The sequence below is a fragment of the Pullulanibacillus camelliae genome, from assembly GCF_014642655.1.
GTDB classification, from domain to species: domain Bacteria; phylum Bacillota; class Bacilli; order Bacillales; family Sporolactobacillaceae; genus Pullulanibacillus; species Pullulanibacillus camelliae.
The window spans coordinates 66,212-86,704 of sequence record NZ_BMIR01000011.1 but is presented as its reverse complement, the minus strand read 5'-3'; the positions used below and the strand labels follow the sequence as shown (position 1 = coordinate 86,704).

At 42.8% G+C, this 20,493-nt stretch carries 17 protein-coding genes; 7 read left to right on the top strand and 10 right to left on the bottom strand.

Features of this window, described 5'->3' with window-relative positions; all coding sequences use genetic code 11:
* Window positions 1-266 precede the first annotated feature (266 nt).
* A complete protein-coding gene (locus tag IEW82_RS12240) occupies window positions 267-2,180 on the top strand; it encodes a heavy metal translocating P-type ATPase (RefSeq protein WP_188694465.1) in 1,914 nt (637 codons plus the stop codon).
* Between the two features lie 521 nt (window positions 2,181-2,701).
* On the opposite strand, the gene IEW82_RS12235 is transcribed toward IEW82_RS12240, so the two are convergent.
* The 8 genes from IEW82_RS12235 to IEW82_RS12200 form a co-directional block, all read right to left on the bottom strand.
* Window positions 2,702-3,472: an HAD-IIB family hydrolase gene (locus IEW82_RS12235; RefSeq protein ID WP_188694625.1), complete on the bottom strand. Its 771-nt coding sequence runs from the start codon at window positions 3,470-3,472 to the stop codon at window positions 2,702-2,704.
* 60 nt (window positions 3,473-3,532) lie between these two features.
* Window positions 3,533-5,113, bottom strand: a complete 1,581-nt coding sequence (locus tag IEW82_RS12230; RefSeq protein ID WP_188694462.1) for an FMN-binding glutamate synthase family protein — start codon at window positions 5,111-5,113, stop codon at window positions 3,533-3,535.
* Window positions 5,114-5,198: 85 nt separating this feature from the next.
* The gene (locus tag IEW82_RS12225) at window positions 5,199-6,842 is read right to left on the bottom strand and encodes an acetolactate synthase large subunit (RefSeq protein ID WP_188694459.1); all 1,644 of its coding nucleotides are present in this window, start codon (window positions 6,840-6,842) and stop codon (window positions 5,199-5,201) included.
* Window positions 6,843-7,188: 346 nt separating this feature from the next.
* Entirely contained in the window at window positions 7,189-8,025 is an 837-nt protein-coding gene (locus IEW82_RS12220) for a YihY/virulence factor BrkB family protein (RefSeq protein ID WP_188694457.1), read from the bottom strand.
* Window positions 8,026-8,070: 45 nt separating this feature from the next.
* Complete coding sequence (locus tag IEW82_RS12215) at window positions 8,071-8,625, bottom strand: YtxH domain-containing protein (protein WP_188694454.1); 555 nt, start codon at window positions 8,623-8,625, stop codon at window positions 8,071-8,073.
* A gap of 234 nt (window positions 8,626-8,859) precedes the next feature.
* Window positions 8,860-10,002: a conserved virulence factor C family protein gene (locus IEW82_RS12210; RefSeq protein WP_188694452.1), complete on the bottom strand. Its 1,143-nt coding sequence runs from the start codon at window positions 10,000-10,002 to the stop codon at window positions 8,860-8,862.
* 1 nt (window position 10,003) lies between these two features.
* Window positions 10,004-10,486 carry a low molecular weight protein-tyrosine-phosphatase gene (locus IEW82_RS12205; protein ID WP_188694448.1) on the bottom strand — a complete coding sequence of 161 codons (483 nt, stop codon included), beginning with the start codon at window positions 10,484-10,486 and terminating at the stop codon, window positions 10,004-10,006.
* Window positions 10,487-10,548: 62 nt separating this feature from the next.
* The gene (locus IEW82_RS12200) at window positions 10,549-10,953 is read right to left on the bottom strand and encodes a secondary thiamine-phosphate synthase enzyme YjbQ (protein WP_188694445.1); all 405 of its coding nucleotides are present in this window, start codon (window positions 10,951-10,953) and stop codon (window positions 10,549-10,551) included.
* 29 nt (window positions 10,954-10,982) lie between these two features.
* On the opposite strand from IEW82_RS12200, the gene IEW82_RS12195 reads away from it, so the two are divergent.
* From IEW82_RS12195 to IEW82_RS12185, 3 genes are all read left to right on the top strand, one after another.
* A complete protein-coding gene (locus tag IEW82_RS12195; protein ID WP_188694442.1) occupies window positions 10,983-11,429 on the top strand; it encodes a BsuPI-related putative proteinase inhibitor in 447 nt (148 codons plus the stop codon).
* 115 nt (window positions 11,430-11,544) lie between these two features.
* A complete protein-coding gene (locus tag IEW82_RS12190) occupies window positions 11,545-13,338 on the top strand; it encodes a M3 family oligoendopeptidase (RefSeq protein WP_188694439.1) in 1,794 nt (597 codons plus the stop codon).
* 285 nt (window positions 13,339-13,623) lie between these two features.
* A complete protein-coding gene (locus IEW82_RS12185; RefSeq protein ID WP_188694437.1) occupies window positions 13,624-14,412 on the top strand; it encodes an arginase family protein in 789 nt (262 codons plus the stop codon).
* 113 nt (window positions 14,413-14,525) lie between these two features.
* On the opposite strand, the gene IEW82_RS12180 is transcribed toward IEW82_RS12185, so the two are convergent.
* Window positions 14,526-15,041, bottom strand: a complete 516-nt coding sequence (locus IEW82_RS12180) for a type 1 glutamine amidotransferase domain-containing protein (protein WP_188694434.1) — start codon at window positions 15,039-15,041, stop codon at window positions 14,526-14,528.
* Between the two features lie 298 nt (window positions 15,042-15,339).
* Between IEW82_RS12180 and IEW82_RS12175 the strand changes: the two genes are divergently transcribed.
* From IEW82_RS12175 to IEW82_RS12165, 3 genes are all read left to right on the top strand, one after another.
* Window positions 15,340-16,947, top strand: a complete 1,608-nt coding sequence (locus tag IEW82_RS12175; RefSeq protein ID WP_188694429.1) for an APC family permease — start codon at window positions 15,340-15,342, stop codon at window positions 16,945-16,947.
* 486 nt (window positions 16,948-17,433) lie between these two features.
* A complete protein-coding gene (locus IEW82_RS12170; protein ID WP_188694426.1) occupies window positions 17,434-18,933 on the top strand; it encodes a sodium-dependent transporter in 1,500 nt (499 codons plus the stop codon).
* Window position 18,934: 1 nt separating this feature from the next.
* Window positions 18,935-19,045: a methionine/alanine import family NSS transporter small subunit gene (locus IEW82_RS12165; protein ID WP_188694424.1), complete on the top strand. Its 111-nt coding sequence runs from the start codon at window positions 18,935-18,937 to the stop codon at window positions 19,043-19,045.
* 219 nt (window positions 19,046-19,264) lie between these two features.
* On the opposite strand, the gene IEW82_RS12160 is transcribed toward IEW82_RS12165, so the two are convergent.
* Window positions 19,265-20,488, bottom strand: coding sequence for a M20 family metallopeptidase (locus IEW82_RS12160; protein WP_188694421.1), 1,224 nt, complete (start codon window positions 20,486-20,488; stop codon window positions 19,265-19,267).
* Window positions 20,489-20,493 lie beyond the last annotated feature (5 nt).

Below are 20,493 nucleotides of genomic sequence, written 5' to 3'. Positions count from 1 at the left end.
ATCATTCAAAACCGAATGTATACAATTTTCCCTTGAGTACATGATCGCAAAGCTTGCCTTTCTTCGGCCTGCTAAGTGCCCCGCATTTATTTTGTAAAAAGCAATCATTTTTCTTTATTTTTATAAGAACCATGTTATAATAATAATAAATTCTAATTAATAATTATTATAATTAAAGGAACAAAAGAAAAACACCATTAGAACAGCTTATATTGGTGTATTCGCTGAATTAGAACGATTTTCATTCTCAATTAGAAAGGATGGCCATGATGGCAGAAATAAGTTTTCAATCCAAACTGCACACACAAAAAACCTATTTTCCAAATTTAAAAAAGCATTATGAAATGCTCTTTGCTCTTCTTTCAGGCATTCTATTGCTCATCGGCTGGTTGCTTGAACACTATCTAGACCATTCCGTATGGTATATCTATCTTGCCGCTTATCTGATCGGCGGTTATGCCAAAGCTAAAGAAGGCTGGGAGGAAACCATTCACCAAAAGCGTTTAAACGTTGAGCTTCTAATGATACTGGCAGCTATTGGGGCAGCCTGTATTGGTTATTGGCAGGAAGGGGCCACATTGATCTTTATCTTTGCCCTTAGCGGAGCACTTGAAAGCTATGCCACACAGCGCACCTCCAATGCTCTATCCGAGCTCATAGCCTATAAACCCGCAACCGCACGTTTGGTTGTCAACGGCATAGAAACAGTAGTTCCAGTTGAACAGCTCAACATTAACGATGTGATTCGCATTAAACCTGGTGAAAGAGTCTCAGCTGATGGTCACATCATTCAAGGAGAAACGACGGTTGACCAATCGACGATTACCGGAGAATCTATTCCTGTATTTTGTCAATCTGGAGCACAGGTTATGGCAGGAACAATGAATATAGATGGCTCCATCCTTGTGCAGGTCGATAAAAAGAGTCACGAAACACTCTTTAGCAGAATTCTTAAAATGGTAGAGACCGCTCAAGCAGAAAAGGTCCCTTCTCAACAATTTATTGAAAAAATAGAACCACATTATGTCAAAGGGGTCCTGGTGTTCACAGCATTTATGCTGATTCTCCCTCCCTTTATCTTCGGATGGGCATGGGATGTAACCTTTTATCGCGCAATGATTTTACTTGTTGTCTCTTCACCTTGTGCATTGGTCGCTTCAACGATGCCTGCCGTTCTATCTGCCATCGCCTTTGGCGCTCGACAAGGGATTCTTGTCAAAGGGGGTATGCCGCTCGAACAGTTTGCCAAAATTCGCGCCTTGGCTTTTGACAAAACTGGCACGTTGACAGTCGGTAAACCAGAGGTAACCGCTCTTGCCCTAAGACCGGAAATTAATAGAGAGCGATTTTTAAGTCATGTGGCTGCCATTGAGCATGAATCAACACATCCTTTAGCAACGGCGATCGTTGATTTTGCCGCTCGAGAGTATCAAACTGCTGAACGCCCTACTGTACAATCCATTCGTACTCAGCCTGGCTTTGGTGTAACAGGCCGCATTGACAATATCTCATATACCATTGGTAAAGCAGGTTGGATTAATCAAGAGAAGATCAACGCCTTTCATCAAATGATCGCCACACCACCTTTTGCTCAAGAATCACTCGTTTATGTTGCTGTAGATGATGAAGTGATCGGGTGTATTGCTTTAAAAGATCAGATAAGGACCGATGCTCAGACCGCCATTACAGCTCTCCAAAAAAATGGGATGGCGACCGTCATGCTGACAGGCGATAACAAGCAGACCGCCGAAGCAATCGCTAAAAAGGCGGGTGTTACAGAAGCCTTAAGCAATTGTCTTCCTGAAAATAAGGTCCAGCATCTCAAACATTTACAGAAACGCTATGGCAAAGTCGCTATGATCGGTGACGGAGTCAATGACACGCCTGCTTTAGCCACTGCAGATCTTGGGATAGCAATGGGTGGAGGAACAGATGCTGCCCTTGAGACAGCCGATATTGTTTTAGTAAAAAATGATTTAAAACAATTGGTGAACATCCTGCGCTTTTCAAGAAAAATGAATCGCATCATCAAGCAGAATATTATCTTTTCTTTAGGTATGATCGCCTTTCTCATTATCAATACCTTTCTAGGTGACCTTTCTCTTCCCCTAGGGGTAATTGGCCATGAGGGTAGCACAATCCTTGTCATCTTAAACGGATTGCGCCTCTTAAGAGGATAAGATTTTAAATAAAGCAAAGGGGCTGGGACAGAAGGATCCAGCTCATAGAGAAGCCGAACGCATTCACAATTTTGAAGGGATGCGTTCGGCTTTTTGAGTGAGTCATGAAGCGCTCCGTCAAAACACTTCGCTTTCCTCATGACCAGAAATTTTATACTTTCTTTTCTTAAGAAAAAACGGGCTTAAAAGCCCGCCTGTTCCTCATTCATTCAGGTATTAAAAATGTTTCTTACTAAAATGCTCCGTCAGCACAAAGTGGATAGAGCAGAAGACCTGAGACGCCTTCGGGAATGAGGCGAGAGTTGTTCCGAGAAAGCTGACCACGAAGCCTATCTAGTAGACGCAGGAACAGGGGATTTTGAGTCAATAATACTTTGGAAAAGATATAAACCTATTGCCAAGTTAGCTGAGGCTGACTAGAATCGTCACATCCGTTAATCCATTCACCTTTGTCACGCTCTAGCTCTGACATAAAAACTCCCGCTTTCTTTTTAAAGGGCGGGAGTGCGTGCTGTGAAAATTTATATTACAGTAATATATTTCTCAGATAATTCGTTAAGACGCTGAATGATCGCCTGCTCACAATCCGCATCCATTTCTATACTCTCCGTCGCCAATTCGGCTAATTGTGGATGATGACCAATCATTACAGAATGGAGCGCATGCTGAAACATTGTCAGATCGTTGGCATCATTGCCAAAGGCAATATAGCCTTGGTCTTCGATACCCAGACGATGTAAGGTCTGCCATTTATCAATATGCTTTGGGCTGATGTCTATAATGTGCTCCTGCGTATGTTGGCGGACAACTATATCCATTGACTGTAAGGCTTGTACCATTCCATCATAATCCACCATCGATAAAAGAAGTATTTTCACGATAGAGTCCAATTCTTCGATAGAGCGACGTTGGGCAAGTTGGTGGACATCTAAATGATTTAAAATTGGATGATGTCCTGATCCAGTATAAGCATAATCCCAATCTCCATCAATGAGATAAGTTGCTTGCTGGCTATCTATCAACGCTAAAAGGTCGGCAAGCTGTTGCTCAGTGAACGCTCGCTGTACTGAGATTTTGCCGTTTTTGGAAATCAATACGCCGTTACCACCGATAAGAGTGTGATGATGAAACCGCGGTGCAAGAACAGGAAGCATATCGCGAATAGGGCGTGCTGATGCAAAGAACACGCCATGTCCATTTTGTTCTAAACGCTCAAAGCACTGCAGCAAGGCTTCCGATACTGGTTTTCCCCGAAAACAAATGGTCCCATCCAAATCAAAAACAAAGCGCATCATGCTCCTCCTTAACTAAAAGCAAGGGAGGACATTATGCCTCCCTCTGCTCTCTTACATTTATGATGTTTGTCTGACATCTTTATAGAGCTGATCCAGCGTGAGCATCCGTCCTTTATCATCTTGATAAGCGATATGTTCCTCTGTGAACTCCACTGGTGAATTCAGCCCGGCGGCAGCCGCTGTCGTAAAGAGGCCTTGACGAAGGGTTAACAAATAATTAACCACACGATATTTTTTCTCTTCAATCACAAGCGCCTTTTGTAGCTTCGGATCGGTTGTTGCAACACCAACAGGGCAAGTATTTGTGTGACAGCGCTGCGCCATAATACAACCTACTGAGAACATAAAAGCACGCGCAATATTAACGAGATCAGCACCCATTGCTAACACCACAGCAATGCGATCTGGGGTAAAGAGCTTACCTGAAGCAATCACTTTAACACGGTCTCGCACACCATGAGCCTTCAAAGCCCGATGCAAGGTCATCACTGCGGGTTTTATGGGAAGACCTACGCTATCAGCTAACTCTTGATATGTCGCTCCTGTTCCCCCTTCACTCCCATCTACGGTAATAAAGTCAGGGCCACGACCACTTTCCTTCATAAAAGAAGCCAGCTGATCCGCTTCACTTTGATGCCCAACAACCATTTTCATGCCTACAGGCAATCCAGAGATATCCCGGATTTTATCGATAAGATCAAACATGGATTCAAGGCTGTCAAATTCGTTAAACCGATTGGGACTATCGACTGTTTTCCAAGGCTCTACCCCACGTATTTCAGCGATTTCCGGTGTTACCTTACTGCCGTCCAAATGGCCGCCGCGAGCCTTTGCCCCTTGAGCTAGCTTGAGTTCAATCGCTTTAACCTGCTTGAGATTGGCCTTTCGTTTTAGCTCATCGAAATCCAGTTCTCCCTCTTTCGTCCTCACTCCAAAGAGTCCCGGACCAATCTGCATAATAATGTCCACATCGCCTTTTAAATGATAAGGCGAAAGGCCGCCTTCCCCCGTATTCATCCAGGTACCCGTTGCCATGCCAAGCCCTGTAGATAACGTTGTGATCGCTCGGTCTCCTAGCGAACCATAGCTCATCGCTGACATGCCCACTAGCCCTTTCACCTTAAATGGATGCTTACAGTGCTCACCAATGACGACGGCATCTTCATCAGCCAGTAACCAAGGTTTGGATTGAATCTCCTCCATATGCTCCTTGCGCTTAAAGAGGTCATCCTCTTCAATGGTGTACTTTTTGGTATCAATGATGCCGTTATTATCCACCCGAAGCTCTCTAGCTTGTTTGGGAAACATGGCATTGCGAATGAAATACCCCTTTTGATCAAAGTCTCGTTTAGATCCAAAGCTCAACATGTTGTTTTGATATTTAGCAGGAATAATAATATTTTGATAATCCTCTCTAGAAAAAGGCTTACCTGTCGTATCATGATCAAATAAGTATTGACGCATTTCAGGCCCGATTTTTTCTAATATGTATCTCACTTTTCCAAGCAAAGGAAAATTGCGAAGAATCGCATGTTGTTCCTGTTTTGCATCAAAATAATAAAGATAAGCAACCGTTGCCAAGGGCACCCCAATAAGTAAAATAACAATGATCAGTAACGCTAGTTCTAACCCACTCATCTTATTCCCCTCTCCATCATCTAGGTCGCCAGACAAAGCCCCCCTCTTTGCCTAGCGCTTTCTATGTTTACTTTATATGCTTTATTTAAAAATTACAATCTAATTGTTCTAGATACTCCGTTAACTTCATATTTTCCGAATAATCAACAGGACATTCCACAACAACAGGACCCTCATGGCTCAGCGCCTCTTTTAATACGGCTTCCAGCTCTTCAGTTTTTTCTACACGCATTCCCTTCGCTCCATATGACTCCGCCAATTTCACAAAATCAGGGTCACTGAATTTAATATGTGAGGTGCGCTCAAAAGCCTTTTTCTGCTTCCATTCAATAAGGCCATATCCATTGTCACGCCAGATTAAAACAACCATTGGCAGCTTTAGTCGCACGGCGGTTTCCAGCTCCATCCCTGTCATAAGAAAGCCTCCATCTCCACATACAGCGACGACTTTTTTCTCAGGATAGGTCAGCTTTGCTCCAATGGCGCCAGGCAGCGCAATCCCCATAGAAGCTAACCCATTTGAAATCAAGCAAGTGTTCGGCTTATAGCAATGAAACATGCGAGCCATCCACATTTTATGTGCCCCTACATCGGATAAAACAATATCATCCTCTCCTAATGCCATACGCAAATCATGGATAATTTTTTGTGGTTTTACCGGAAAATGTGTATCTTTTTTAAAGGAATGAAACTCTTCAAGAATCCGCACCCTAATGCGTTTAAAAGCTTCTCCCAACTGTTCGCGTTGAGGGAGACGTTCAGTAAGTGCCGCAAGATTCTTCTTAATATCACCAACGACACTTTCAACCACACGATAGGAAGCATCGACCTCGGCATTTTTTGTATCGATGTGAAGAATAGGAATCTTTCCTTCTGGATCCCAGCGTGTTGGCGGCATTTCTGTCATATCGTAGCCTATGGAAATGATTAAATCGGACTGATCTAGCGCACAGCTGACATAATCCTTATCCGATAGTCCTATCGTCATCAAACTGAGGGGATGCTCCCATGAGATCGCTCCTTTTCCCATAAAGGTTTCCGCAACGGGGGCTTGGAGTTTTTCCGCTAACACTACAAGCTCATCGGAGGCCTGACAACGCGTCGCACCATTCCCCACCAAAATAACTGGGCGCTCCGCCGTCTTAATAAGCTCTGCGGCATCTTGAATACTCTCATGTGTCCCCATCGGGGCATCATTATCTGAAATAGCAAGGGATGCCATTTCCGTTTTAATCTCAGATTTGGCAACATCCTCTGGAAATTCAATCAATGTTGCACCAGGTTTTTCTTCTTTAGCTACTTTAAATGCTTTTCGGACAATTTCTGAAATCGTAGCAGAGGTTGGAATTCTTGCTCCCCATTTTGTTACGGGATGATACATTGAAACAAGGTCGTAGGCTTGATGTGAGGCTTTATGCAGCCGATTCATATCAGCTTGGCCAACAATAGCAACCATCGGCGTGTGGTCCATATTTCCTGTCGCAACCCCTGTGACCATGTTAGTCGCACCAGGTCCAAGAGTCGCCAAACAAACCCCTGGTTTCCCCGAGAGCCTACCAAGCGTGCTGGCCATGAACGCTGCTCCAGTCTCATGACGCGTCGTTATAAATTCAATATCAGAATCGAGTAAAGCATCCATGACATCAATATTTTCTTCACCAGGAACACCAAATATATAACGTACCCCTTCATTTTCTAGACACTTCACAAAAAAATCTGCGGATCGCAAAGTCTTTTCACCCTCTTTATAAAGTCTAAACTCCCTTTTCTATACCCCTTTATTCTTTATAAAAAACAATGAAATCATGTATGGTGATGAGGGGATAATTAAAATTTGACTTTCATCGCTTCAGCATTAAAGTCACCCTTAGTCCCTTAGTAGCAAAAGCCAAAACTCGAACTTAAACTATTTTAGTAAGAAAAGTTGCCCGCCTCTACATTAGCAGACACTGCTGAATTTAATTGTTTGAGTCAGGAGATGCCCTGACTCCGTATCCCTTCCTAAGCGGCTCGCTGTCCGAAGAAGTGCAGGGAGGCTATTAAACAATAAAAAATCCCCCGCTATACCCGAGGGATTACTCACTAAATCCATTCTTTTTTCTCCGTAATCTAAGCGCTGCGTTAATTTCTCCTCCGAGAATTAAAATAAATCCTGTCAAATAAAACCAGATCATTAAGACAATGATCCCACCAAGTGTTCCATAGGTCGCTGAGTAATTATTAAAGACTTTGACATAGACAGAGAAAGCTAATGATGCAACCTGCCATAAGACAGCAGCAAAAATTGCCCCAATAATCACATCACCAACATGTAGCTTCTTATTTGGTGCAAATAAATATATTCCTGCAAAGACCACGATAATAACGAAAAAGCTGAAGATCAAACGAATATAGTCGATGATATTGACAATATGAATCGGGACTTCAAAATGAGCTAAAAGCGTCTTACCAAGCGCTGGCCCAAAAACATTGAGGACCAAGGCAATGATTAGAACAAAAATCATCGCTAAAGTTAACAATATAGCCAAAGCTCTTGAAATGATAAAAGAACGATTCTCCTTCACATCGTAGGCCCGATTGAGCACGCGAATAATTGCATTAATCGCTGTGGACATCGGCCAAATCGTAGCAATGACACTAAAGGATAAAATTCCTGTATGTTTATTGAACACAGTTGTTAAATTTGCTTTGATCAAGGTCATTAATTCTGGTGGGGCAAATCTTTCAAGAAACGGCGTAATATCGTCTTGGGATATACCAAAATAAGGAAGTAATGTGAATGTAAAAATGAGGAGGGGGAATAGCGACAGCATAAAGAAATATGCCAATTGTGCCGCTAAATCAAACACCCGATCCTCAATAATGCATTTAATAAGGTATTTAATAAAGTTCGGAATACTACGTTTCCCCATTTTTGATGCCCCACTTCATTCCGCGCTTAGTGCTACCGTACGGTTTTATTTATTGGATGAATTGGAAGGAAAGTATTCGTGAATCCCCTCACTGCCAAATTCGTTTCCAAAATGACTTGAGTTAAGCGTTGTTGCATCGGTAGACGCTGTTGTTGTCTGCTTTTCTTGCGGCTTTGATTGTGCTGTTGTTGTGGCCCCAGTCCCTGCTACACTAACACTAGGTAAAGCCTGACCCTGCATTGGATGACGAAGCTTATGAGCAATTTCCGAAATTTCACTGCCGGTTTCCATTGCATACTGATAGGCTTGTTTGGAGCTTGTTGTGACTCCATTCATTTTATCAGCCATTTCTGTTAAGTCCTTTGAAACCTCTTGAGCCGTCATTTTAATGTTATCCGCTTTTTCTCTAATATAGTTGGATACACTCGACGGATCGCTTTTCATGTTTTGATAAAGCTTAATGCCACCGTTTTTGGTTGCCCCCATCCCTTTCACCACACTCATTCGGGTTCCACGGTCAAATAATGAGACGGCGGCGCCTACTAATCCCCCAACAAGCATAAACTTTCCCAGTTTACTTCGTCTTGGATAAGCTTCCATGATTGCGCCCCCTTTTTTAATTGCAGCTAAAAAGCTACACGTGTTATTTTACACAAAAGGGAGATGAATATAAGACAAGACGACTGGTAATATTGGGCGCTGATTGTTGATATTTACCTAGTCCATGGTATGTTACATGTTGCAAAAACATGTTAGGAAAACTTAGGAAGCCCTGTTAAATAGGACATAGAAAATCGTTTCTTTATATTCCCACATTCTCCATCTTTAACACTTTTAATTGTTTTTGGCTTGCCGCGCTTCGGTCATCTGTTTCCAGACAGAACCCTTCGCCTGTTGACCACCTTCAATACGCTCAATGGCCATCTTTACTTGTAAAGCCACCTCAAACTCTGAATCCTCCTGAGCTGCCTTTAAAGCTTCAAGAGCACTTGAGTCGCCCACTTCATATAAAAACATAGCAGCCCGCCAGCGCACAATTTTACTTGGATCTTTAAGAGCAGCGATCATTTCTGGGATGGCCTCCGGGAACCCTAGATCAGATAAAGCATCACCTGCAGTCCGGCGCACCGTTACCGTTTTATCATGTAGCGCTTCATAGAGATAAGGGAGCGCCTCCTGAGATTCAAGCATACCAAGATAAACAGTGGCTAAACGACGAATCGCTACTTTTTCATCATGTAAAGCTTTATTTAAAATGGGCAAATCCTCCAAAGATGGATCCATACGATCAAGAGCGGCGTAGCGTTTTTTCCAATCACTTTCCTCTAGGTCTGCCATGGTCACTTTTCGAAATGGCGACATTGATTGCATTTCAGGTTCATCCTTATGAAGGGCTTGATCGACAAGCTGATCGATGCGCTCCTGGTCATAGGCAGCAGCAAGTTCCTCCGCCACATCCTTTTGAACCTCATCCAATTCCCCATAGCGCGGCGCTTGTTCAACCCAGCGTCTCTCAAGGATAATATTCTCTGAAACCGATTGTGCCTTCATGATGGCCTCCATAAAGCGTTCAGGGAGACCAACGCGGATTTCCTCGCCATCCACTTCAAGCTTGGCCTGCATCGGAATATCGCGAAACATTTGAATGAAGACGCGAATTTCTCCATAAGCCTCCCCCTCCTTCTTCTTAGGGCTGGCTTCGCGTTTTGAAGAGGCCTCATCCTCGCCAAATACCGCACGTACTTTAGGAAGAATAGCTTCCCATTCTTGTTTTGGATAGCGCTCTAAAGCAATAAAATCAGCCACGCGGTACAGCCCCTTTACACCTTCAATCGCAAGAAGCTGTCTGAGAAGCTCTGGTGCCGTTTCCTGGGTTTCCGTAGTGAAATTTAAGCTTTCGCCGTTTGGCAAGGTTTCACTGACGGTCAGCTTCATTGAATTTGGGCTAGGTGTTGGCTCAATAGAGATTAAATTCATATTATTTCACTCCTAACTGTTGGTGCTCTTCAAAAATATGAGTGAGCAAGGCATCGGTTCCAGCATCAATCAGAGCGTATACTTCTTCAAAATCCCCAGTATAATAAGGATCAGGAACATCACGGAGTGGCTGCTCTGGGACAAAATCCAATAAGCGCTGCACCCGCTTCTCACTCCTTGAATCAGAATATTTTAATATAGTCTTCACATTGTTTTGATCCATTGCGATAATATAATTAAAATGTGTTAAATCACTTGGGGTCAGCTTTCTCCCCTTCAAATCAGCACAGGAAATCCCCTTACTTTTTAGGATTGCTTGAGTGCCTTCATGGGGAGGATGACCAATATGCCAGCTTCCCGTTCCTGCTGAGTCAACGAAAATTTGGTCACTTAACCCTTGTTGCTCCACTTTATATTTAAACAGTGCCTCAGCCATCGGCGATCTGCATATATTACCAAGGCATACAAAAAGTATATTTATCAATCCTGTCAACCTCCTCATTTTATCATCATACCATATCCCAATATTGGGGAGGTCTGCTAATTCTATTGTGTGCCTTGAAAATGAGCCATGACTTTTCTACTTCTCGGTCCATCAAACTCACAAAAATAAATGCCTTGCCACGTACCAAGAACGAGCTGTCCAGCTTTTACTAAAAGTGTTTGCGTTATCCCAACCGTCGAGGTCTTTAAATGCGCTGCAGTATTCCCTTCAAAATGCCGGTCGTTCGGATCTGTCCATGGATAGATGGCATCCAGTCGCATCAACATGTCACGCTTAACATCAGGGTCAGCATTTTCATTCACTGTTATTCCTGCCGTGGTATGTAAAGATTGAACAACAAGCAGCCCATCTCCGACTTGCTGCGCATCCAGCCATGCCTGCAAGTCACTCGTCATATCAATCATGTCATCATGATGTTGTGTGTTAATGTGAAAGGTTTTAAACATGTTAATCCCCCTTTAGGAGTGATGATTCGATGAAAAAACTCGTGTTGATTATCCTATTCCTAATCATAACAAGTGCCTGTACAAACACCAAGTCAAATAGCTCCTCTAGTCCGACTAAAGCTAACGTGCAGCGTACTGACAAATTAGAGGCTGCTGTAAAGGTTGAGGTTGAGCAGCATCATGCTCACTTTCTATTCTCCATTAAAAATATTTCAGATCAGGCACTTAATCTCAGCTTTCATACCGCACAGCGCTTCGATTATGAAATTAAAGATTCTCAAGGTCGGCTTGTGAAAAAATATTCCACCGGTCAAATGTTTGCTCAAGTTATGGATACTATTTCTCTAAAAAAAGGAGAGGTCAAGCAGTATAAAACGATAGCCCAGGCACTCTCTCCCGGCACCTATCACCTCACCATGTGGCTAAATGATCAAGCGTATAAACCAAGGGTTAGCACCCTATTCACAATAAAATAAGAAGTTATAATGCGATTCTCTTTTGTATTTTCAGACAGATTCCTCCTAATTTGCTATACTCTTCATGAGGGGAATTTCTGAAATTGACCCATTATTTTCAAGTAGGAGGTAAGTTATGACTCATCTTAATCAAACATGGAACCTCGATGCTATATTTCCAGGTGGCAGTGCTTCAGAAGCCTTTTCTGCATTTTTTGAGACACTAGAAAACGAGACCCAAGCTTTTTATGACACACTCCAAAGCAGTACAGCACCAAAGTCTCTTGATCATGCGGACAATTGGTTAGAAAATCTTTATACATATGAAAATTTAGCACAGCGCCTTGTAGAGGCAAGTGCTTTCACAAGCTGTTTGCGCGCACAAAATATGCAGGATAAACACGCGGATATTCTCTCTAACTCTGTGCAGAGCTTATTTGCACGGTTTAAATCCTGCGAAACATTGCTCGATACGCAAATCGCAGCAATTCCTGAAGCCACTTGGGAGGCTCTGCTAAAAACTGACACACTAAAGGATATTCAATTCTCACTCAATGAAAAACGTCGCAAAGCTCAAGAACAACTGCCTGTCGAGCAGGAACAACTTGTCAACGCCCTTTCAGTTGACGGCTACCACGCGTGGGGGGACCTCTATGATGTGATCGTCGGTGAAATGACGATTCCCTTCAACCATCCTGAAAAAGGCGAACAAGAATTATCCGTAGGTCAATTGGCCAATGCCTTAACAAGCAGTGACCGCTCGATCCGTCAGCAAGCTTTTAATGTGTGGGAAAACGTATGGAAGGACCAAGCAGCTCTTGCCTCTAGTGCCCTCAACCATCTCGCTGGCTTTCGTTTATCGGTCTATAAGCAAAGAGGATGGGATGATGTTCTTAAAGAGCCACTGGATTATAACCGCATGACTCGAAAAACATTGGAGACCATGTGGCAAACCATTGAAAGTTATAAGCCTCATGTTGTTAAATATCTGAGACGTAAGGCCGAGCTTTTGGGATTAGAGAAACTGGATTGGCACGATGTCGAAGCGCCTATTGCTAAAGAAGAAAAAGCGGTTGCTTATGAAGAGGCAGCTGAATTCATCATTAAAAATTTCAGTCAATTTAATCCTGCAATGGGAACATTCGCAAAGAAAGCTCTAGAAAACCGCTGGGTTGAAGCAGAAGATCGCTCAGGAAAACGCCCTGGTGGATTCTGTACAAGCTTTCCACTAACAAAAGAGTCAAGAATATTCATGACTTATAGTGGCAGTCCGTCAAATGTATCCACCTTAGCCCACGAATTAGGGCACGCGTATCACCAGCACGTGATGAATGACATCCCTTATCTGAACCAAGATTATGCTATGAATGTTGCCGAAACAGCTTCTACCTTTGCAGAATTAATCGTCAGTGATGCGGCCATTAAATCATCTGAGAATAAAGAAGGACAGCTTTCTTTGCTTGAGGATAAGCTTCAGCGTGCGGTCGCTTTCTTTATGAATATTCACGCCCGCTTCTTATTTGAAACCCGGTTCTACGAAGAACGAAAAAAAGGCTTGGTCAGTGTCGATCGCTTAAATAACCTCATGCTAGAAGCCCAAAAGGAAGCCTTTTGTGATGAACTTAGTAGCTATCATCCGGCCTTTTGGGAGTCCAAGTTACATTTCTATATTACAGATGTGCCTTTTTATAATTTCCCGTATACATTTGGCTACATGTTCAGCACTGGCATTTATGCTCGCGCATTAGAAGAGGGCCCAGCATTTGCAGAAAAATATGATGCCCTCTTACGCGATACCGGGGCCATGACTGTCGAAGAACTGGCTTTGAAGCACTTAGGCAGTAACCTTGAGCAAGATACCTTCTGGAAGGATGCCTGTGAACAAATCGTTCAGGATATCGACTTGTTTCTCAAGCTTACCGAAAAATAAAATAGCTAAAGCAAAAGATTGTCCCAAGAAATTTTTAAGGACAATCTTTTGTTCGTTCTTCAGCCCAATGGTCAACCATCAACATTGCTCTTCTATATATATTCTCCGTTTTATCGTATGCTTTTATTTATCTGATTATTGTATTATTAGCAAGTGCTTTTCATTGCTTTCAATAGGGTTTCGGCATAAAATGTATGGTGATACGTTATGAATCTCATTTTATAACACCCATTGAATTCAGATGATTTGTTAACCCTTTCATAAAGAATTAAGGAAGTGACGAAGATGTCAGAAGCATCGATAACATTACTGAATGTAGATGGAACCTATCAGCAGCAAAAGCAATTACGTACACTTTACTCGCATCAATGGATTAATCTAAGTGATATTAGAGGGAAAAATCTCTTTTGCGATGAGGCGGCGTATCAAGAACTCTGCAGACGCATTGAAGCCTATCCACCCACTCCTGTCTACTTTTTGGGTAGCGGTAATTTTCATTATTTAAGTTACTATTTGCTGTCACAGCTCCAGCATCCTTTCACACTGCTCCTATTTGATCACCATAGCGACATGCTGGAAAGAGACCAGTTGTTGACCTGTGGATCATGGGTATCACGAGCACTCAGAACACTCCCCTTCTTAGAGCAGGTCATTATCATTGGCACACACCCACACGCTAAGAATGCTATTCAAGCAGATTTACAGAATAGAGTTCAAATTTTTTCCGAGGATCAGTGTCAGCCTTCCAACATTGATAAAGCCTTAATGCATCTCTCTACACCATCGCTTTACATAAGCGTCGATAAAGACGTATTCTCAGAACACTATGCCAAGACCAACTGGGATCAAGGCTCCTTAACACTCCCCGCATTTGAGCGCATTCTTAGCAAGGTTATTCAACGGTTTTCAATCGAGGGCATTGACATTTGTGGTGAATGGCCAGCAACGCCCCAGACCCAACATACACCTTCGCATCTTCTTTTTACACAAAAAAACGAGCGCACTAATCTCGCTCTTCTAAAACTTCTCCTCACTATTAATAAGACAGCTCCTTCATTACCCTTTACCAATTAATATAGATTGGAAAAGGCTAAGGTATCAGTACCTCAGCCTTCATAAGCATCTATGCTATGAAATAAGAGAAAGATTATGGCCGGGCTATAATAGCCATATTTTTCCCCTTTCAATTAACCTGCCAGGATTTTTAAGGATTCTCGGTTAAATGCTGGAATATCATCAGGGGTGCGGCTTGTAACAAGCTGGTTGCAGCAAACAGCAACTTCTTCATCCACATAGTTAGCCCCCGCATACTCCATATCCACTTTAATAGATTTGTAACCAGTCGCCTTTCTTCCTTCAAGGGTCTTGGCAGTTATAAGTAATTGCGGTCCATGACAAATCGCAAACACTGGCTTCTTTTTATCCATGAACGCTTTAGCAAAGGCAACAAAGCGATCATCTTCACGCAGTAAATCTGGTGAAAAACCACCAGGGATTAAGAGCGCATCAAAATCATCGGGAGTCACTTCATCGATGGTCAAGTCTACAGGCACCTTTTCACCGTGTTTCCCAGTCAGCGTTTTGCTTTTGTCCTTCTCAATAACGACAACCTCATGCCCAGCTTTTCGATAGGCTTCTGCCGGTCCAGTGAATTCAGTATCCTCAAACTCATCCGTCATCAAAGCTGCTACTTTTTTACCCATTATGCATCGCTCCTTTAACAGTAGATTGTAGATTTAATGTGGTAACATTATACATTTTAATAGGCGGAGGGCTTCGGGACAAATAATTTGTTTGTCCCTTGTCTATCACCATTCCCTTTGAACATAAAAATAAACATCACCCTTCTTCAGTTAGGAGAATAAAGCCTGTTATTTTGCGCTAATACAAAAACCAATATATTAATATATTTATCAAAAAACATTGATTAATCTGAATTATGAAGTTATACTAGCACTGTTATTGTTAGAAAATAGAAAAAAAAGGGAGGAAACATCACGTATGGAGCAGCAGGGACAATTTAAGAAAAGACTTAATTTATTAGACCTCACGTTTCTCGGCTGTGGATCAATCATTGGCTCGGGTTGGCTCTACGGGGCAATGAACGGTGCGGTGCTGGCTGGATCATTAGCCTGGCTTTCCTGGATCATCGGCGCTATTATCTTTATTCTTATCGGTCTTGTTTACGCCGAGCTTTCCGCAGCACTACCACGCTCAGGAGGATTTCTTCGCTATCCTGACTATTCCCACGGATCCATGGTTGGCTACCTTGCTGGATTTGCTTCCATGTTGGGATACACCAGTGTCATTGGCGTTGAAGTAGAAGCTGTGCGTCAATATGCTTCCACATGGTGGACTGGTCTTGAGACAGCAGACCATAGTCCAAGTATTGCCGGTTTTATTCTTCAAGCCGCACTCATTGTTGTCTTCTTTTTAATTAACTATTGGAGTGTCAACGTATTTGGAAAGTTTAATACCGCATTGACCTTCTTTAAATTTATCGTCCCAATTTTAATTGTTATCATTCTGCTTTTTAATTTTCATCCAAGTAATTTCCATGCTTCTGGCGCCGACCCTGGTGGCTTACACGGTGTCTTCAAAGCCGTTGTTGCAGCGGGTATCGCTTTTGCCTTTCTTGGCTTCCGCCAAGCTGTTGATTTTGCGGCTGAAGCCCGCCGACCACAGAAGGATGTACCACTGGCCATTATATTATCTGTTGTGCTCTGCTTGATCCTTTATCTTCTTCTGCAAATTGCCTTTATTGGTGCCGTACCGGGTAATGTGATCAGCGCGGGTTGGGCGAGTATCAATTGGGAATCTCCTTGGGTAGAGCTTGCCAAAACACTTGGTGTTGTCTGGCTAGCCAACCTCGTCCTTATTGATTCAGCAATCTCACCAGCAGCCACAGGAAACATTTTCTTATCTGGAACCGCTCGTGTCATGTTCGCTTGGGCCAAAAACGGCTATTTTTATTCGATATTCCAAAAGGTTGATAAACGCACAGGATTGCCACGCGGCGCTCTATGGCTGGCACTCATCATGGGCATTGCCTGGACGTTACCAGGACAGTTTCAGGCGTGGAGCGGACTCGTTGGTGCCGTGACATCAGCATTTGTATTAACTTATATGCTCGGACCTATCTCTCTTGGATCGTTCCGGAAAACCGATCCTGATCTTCCTCGTCCGTTTAAATTAAGAGGAAGCAGTTGGATTTCACCTCTTGCCTTTATTGCCGCTTCTCTCGTTGCTTATTGGAGTGGTTGGGACACCATGAAAATTTTGATCCTTTTCGTTGTCGCCTCACTTGTTCTTTATCTCGCTTTTGTCGATAAGGATAAGGCATTAAAGGCCACTTTAAAGGAGGATTTTAAAGCGACGATTTGGCTATTTGGTTACTATGCCTTCATGCTTATTGTCCTTTACTTCGGTTCTTTTGGTCCTACCAACAGTGCTGGGGACATGCCTCATAAAGTGATTCCAGGTCCATGGGATAGTATCGTTGTCGCAATTGGTTCCCTTATTATCTACTACTGGGGTGTCGCTAGTGCCTTAAAAGAATCCCGCATTACTACTGATGAAGATGAAATCAGTGAACAAAAGATCTCCTAATCATTCTGTTGTAAAAAGCATCGCCACCTTCGGCGATGTTTTTTTGTACTATCAGAATGTATACCTTCGCTGACGCGCATAAAGGAAGAGAGTATCAGGCGGGCTTTGACTTTCGCCACCTGAGGCTTGCGGGCACCCTAAGTGTGTGAGTGGCAAAAATCACATCAGGAGTACCAGCGAAGTGGTGCAAGCCAAGTTTTCCAAACGATAGATAATATAAAATTTTGAATGTCAATGGAGTGGTTAGTGCCCTTTCCCGCTCCGATCCACTTGCCTTGCAATAAAGCTTCTTCCATATAGATGGTCTATGCCCAAACAAGGTGCCGGCACTTGACCGATTTTCTCAAGTCATCAATGCTCTCCTCGACTTGTTATTTTAAATTTTATTATATTTTACAATATTTCGTTTACATAAAAAGTAACGTACGGTATACTAAACATCGTTACACTTGTCAGAAAATATCACAACATGAAGGGGGTTCCCAAATGGAAAACCGAGAACAATGGGGGTCACGTGCTGGTTTTGTACTAGCAGCCATCGGCTCTGCAGTAGGATTAGGAAACATCTGGCGTTTTCCAGCCACAGCTTATGCGAATGGAGGAGGCTCATTCTTCATTCCATATCTCGTTGCACTACTCACAGCTGGTATTCCCCTACTCATCCTTGAGTTTACAATGGGACATAAGTATCGAGGCTCAGCACCTCTTACACTTGGAAGAATTTCTAAAAAAGGAGAATGGATTGGCTGGTGGCAGGTGGTTGTCTCTTTTATTATCTCTAGCTATTATTCTGTCATTATCGCCTGGGCCGTCGCCTACACATGGTTCTCCTTTAATATACACTGGGGAAAGGACACAGCGTCGTTCTTTAGTAAAGATTATGCACAATTCGCTAATGTCCATCCCGGAAGCTTCGGTGGAATAGTCTGGGGCGTCTTTATTCCTTTAATCCTCGTTTGGCTTGTCGTCTTTATTGTGTTATTCAAAGGTGTGCGAAAGGGCATCGAAGTCGCTAACAAGTTCTTTATCCCTTTACTTGTCATTCTTTTTGCCATTGTGGTCATTCGTGCTGTCACTTTGCCGGGTGCAGCTGAAGGCTTGAATGCTTTCTTTACTCCAGACTGGCATAAAATATGGAGTGGCAGTGTCTGGATCGCAGCTTATGGACAAATCTTTTTCAGCTTATCCATTGCCTTTGGTATCATGGTCGCTTATTCAAGTTATTTACCTAAAAAATCTGACATTACTAATAATGCCTTTATCACTGGTTTTGCTAACTCAGGCTTTGAGCTACTTGCCGGCATCGGTATTTTTGCTGCTCTAGGCTTCATGGCGCAATCTCAAGGGAAGGCAGTCAACGATGTCGTTGATGGTGGTGTAAATCTTGTTTTTGTAGTTCTTCCACAAATCATCAACACTTTGCCAGCCCTCAAAGTACCTTTTGCTGTCTTGTTCTTTATCTCTATTATTTTTGCTGGTCTCTCCTCTTTAATCTCAATTGTAGAGGCCTATGTTTCAGCGGTTCAGGATAAATTTAATATCTCTCGCAAAACAGCTGTAAGTGTTGGCGCGGGATTATCGGCACTCATTTCACTCGTCTATGCCTCCCGTGGCGGCCTGTATTTCTTAGATACCGTCGATCATTATGTCAATCAATACGGGATCGCTCTTGCCGGCTTGGTTGAAGTGATCTTCGTAGCATGGGGAGCCCGTAAGCTAAATGCGCTTCAGCATCATGCTAATCAGATCTCTGATATTCGCCTTGCCTTTTGGTGGAAGGCTTGCCTTGGCGTCATTACACCTCTTATTTTAGGATACATGATGGTTAAAAGCTTTATTGAGGATATTCAAACTCCCTATGGCGGCTACGAGTGGTCATTCTTATCTGTCAGCATTATAGTAACGCTTCTTGCTATCATTATTGGCTGTATGCTCACCCCCTTCAAATGGAAAAAAACTTCAGCTCAGACAGAGGAGGCCAACTAAAATGTCAGCTAGTGCAATAACGATGATGGTGATTGGAATGGTCATTCTTTGGGGCGGTTTACTTGCCAGCATTCTCAACATCTTCCGAGTCGCTAAAAAAAGTAAGAGATAATGGAGAGCTTCTCCCATTTGCCCGACACTCCTGATGTGATTTTTCAAAGGCTTATTTCAGTGGGCAGCCCCCCCTAAGGCCAACCCACAAGTCAAAGCCGCTCTTTTTTCAAAGACGCAGCAGAAGGTAGCAACTTTCTGTGCCGCATACTATACTATAAATCCCCAGAAGTCATAAAGCTCCTGGGGATTTGCAGTTTCACTCTTTTTTCATTCTTAGCTATGCTAAAAAATTTCGTGCAAGCACTGATAAAACTTTTGTTGTTTGCAGCAAATCTTTGATATCCATATATTCATCATAACCGTGCAAATGATTTTCATTGGTTCCTGGTCCAAAATTAATGCTTGGAATACCGTTATTAATATACCATCTCGCATCGGTTTGTCCCATCATCCCGACAACCGGCAAGGTTTGCCCTGTTACCTCTTTGTTTGCTTCTTGAATTGCCGTTATAAGGGGAGAGTCCTCCGAGATAACGGTAGGCTCAGTTTCAAAATCTGGAATTTTTTCAATCTCAATAATCATATCCTGATCTTCTTCAGCTAATTGTTGGATCAAGGCTTTAACCCGTTTATAAATCGCTTCAATTGACTGTTCAGGAATGACCCTAAAGTCTACCTCAATACTACATAAGTCTGGGACAACATTAATCTTAGTTCCTCCGCTGATTGTCCCAATATTAACGGTTGTATACTTCATGCCTGGAATGCTGGAGGGCTGATTTTCAAGCTCCTTCTGGTAGGCCGCTAACGCTTCGATTATCTTTGTCATTTTCTCCAAAGCATTAACCCCCTTCCATTTGAAACCCGCATGAGCAGGGACACCCTTTGAGATGATTTTCAACTGTAGTACACCCGCAGTAGCCCGGACGATTTGATTACTATACCCTTCAACAATGACACTATCACCTGAAACGATTCCTTGCTCCGCAACAAACCCCGACCCAAGAACCCCACCAGTCTCTTCATCACATGTTGCAGCAATGGTAATACTCCCCTTAAAAGGGAGACCTGACTTTTTCAAAGCTATTGCTGCGATAATATAAGCCGCTAATCTCCCCTTAGAGTCCGTTGCTCCTCTCCCATATATGCGTTCCTTTTCAATATGCCCTGAATAAGGTGGATAGGACCATTTGTCCACATTTCCTACTGGAACAGTATCTATATGCGCATTGAAAATGAGGTTACGCCCTGCTTCAGAGCCTTTTAAAGTCGCAATAACATTCCTTCTCGGCTTAGACTTTTCCATTTTTGCTACAAGTTTACTAGGAACCTCTATAATCTCTACTTCAAACCCTAGAATCATCAATTCTTTTTCCAAAAACAAACTGATTTCAGAGTAATCACCCGGAGGATTTTCACTCGGAATCCGTATTAAACCTTGTAATAATGTGACTAATTGATTCTTTAATCCCTCTACAGTTTGTTGAATGTTAGCCTGCAAGCTAT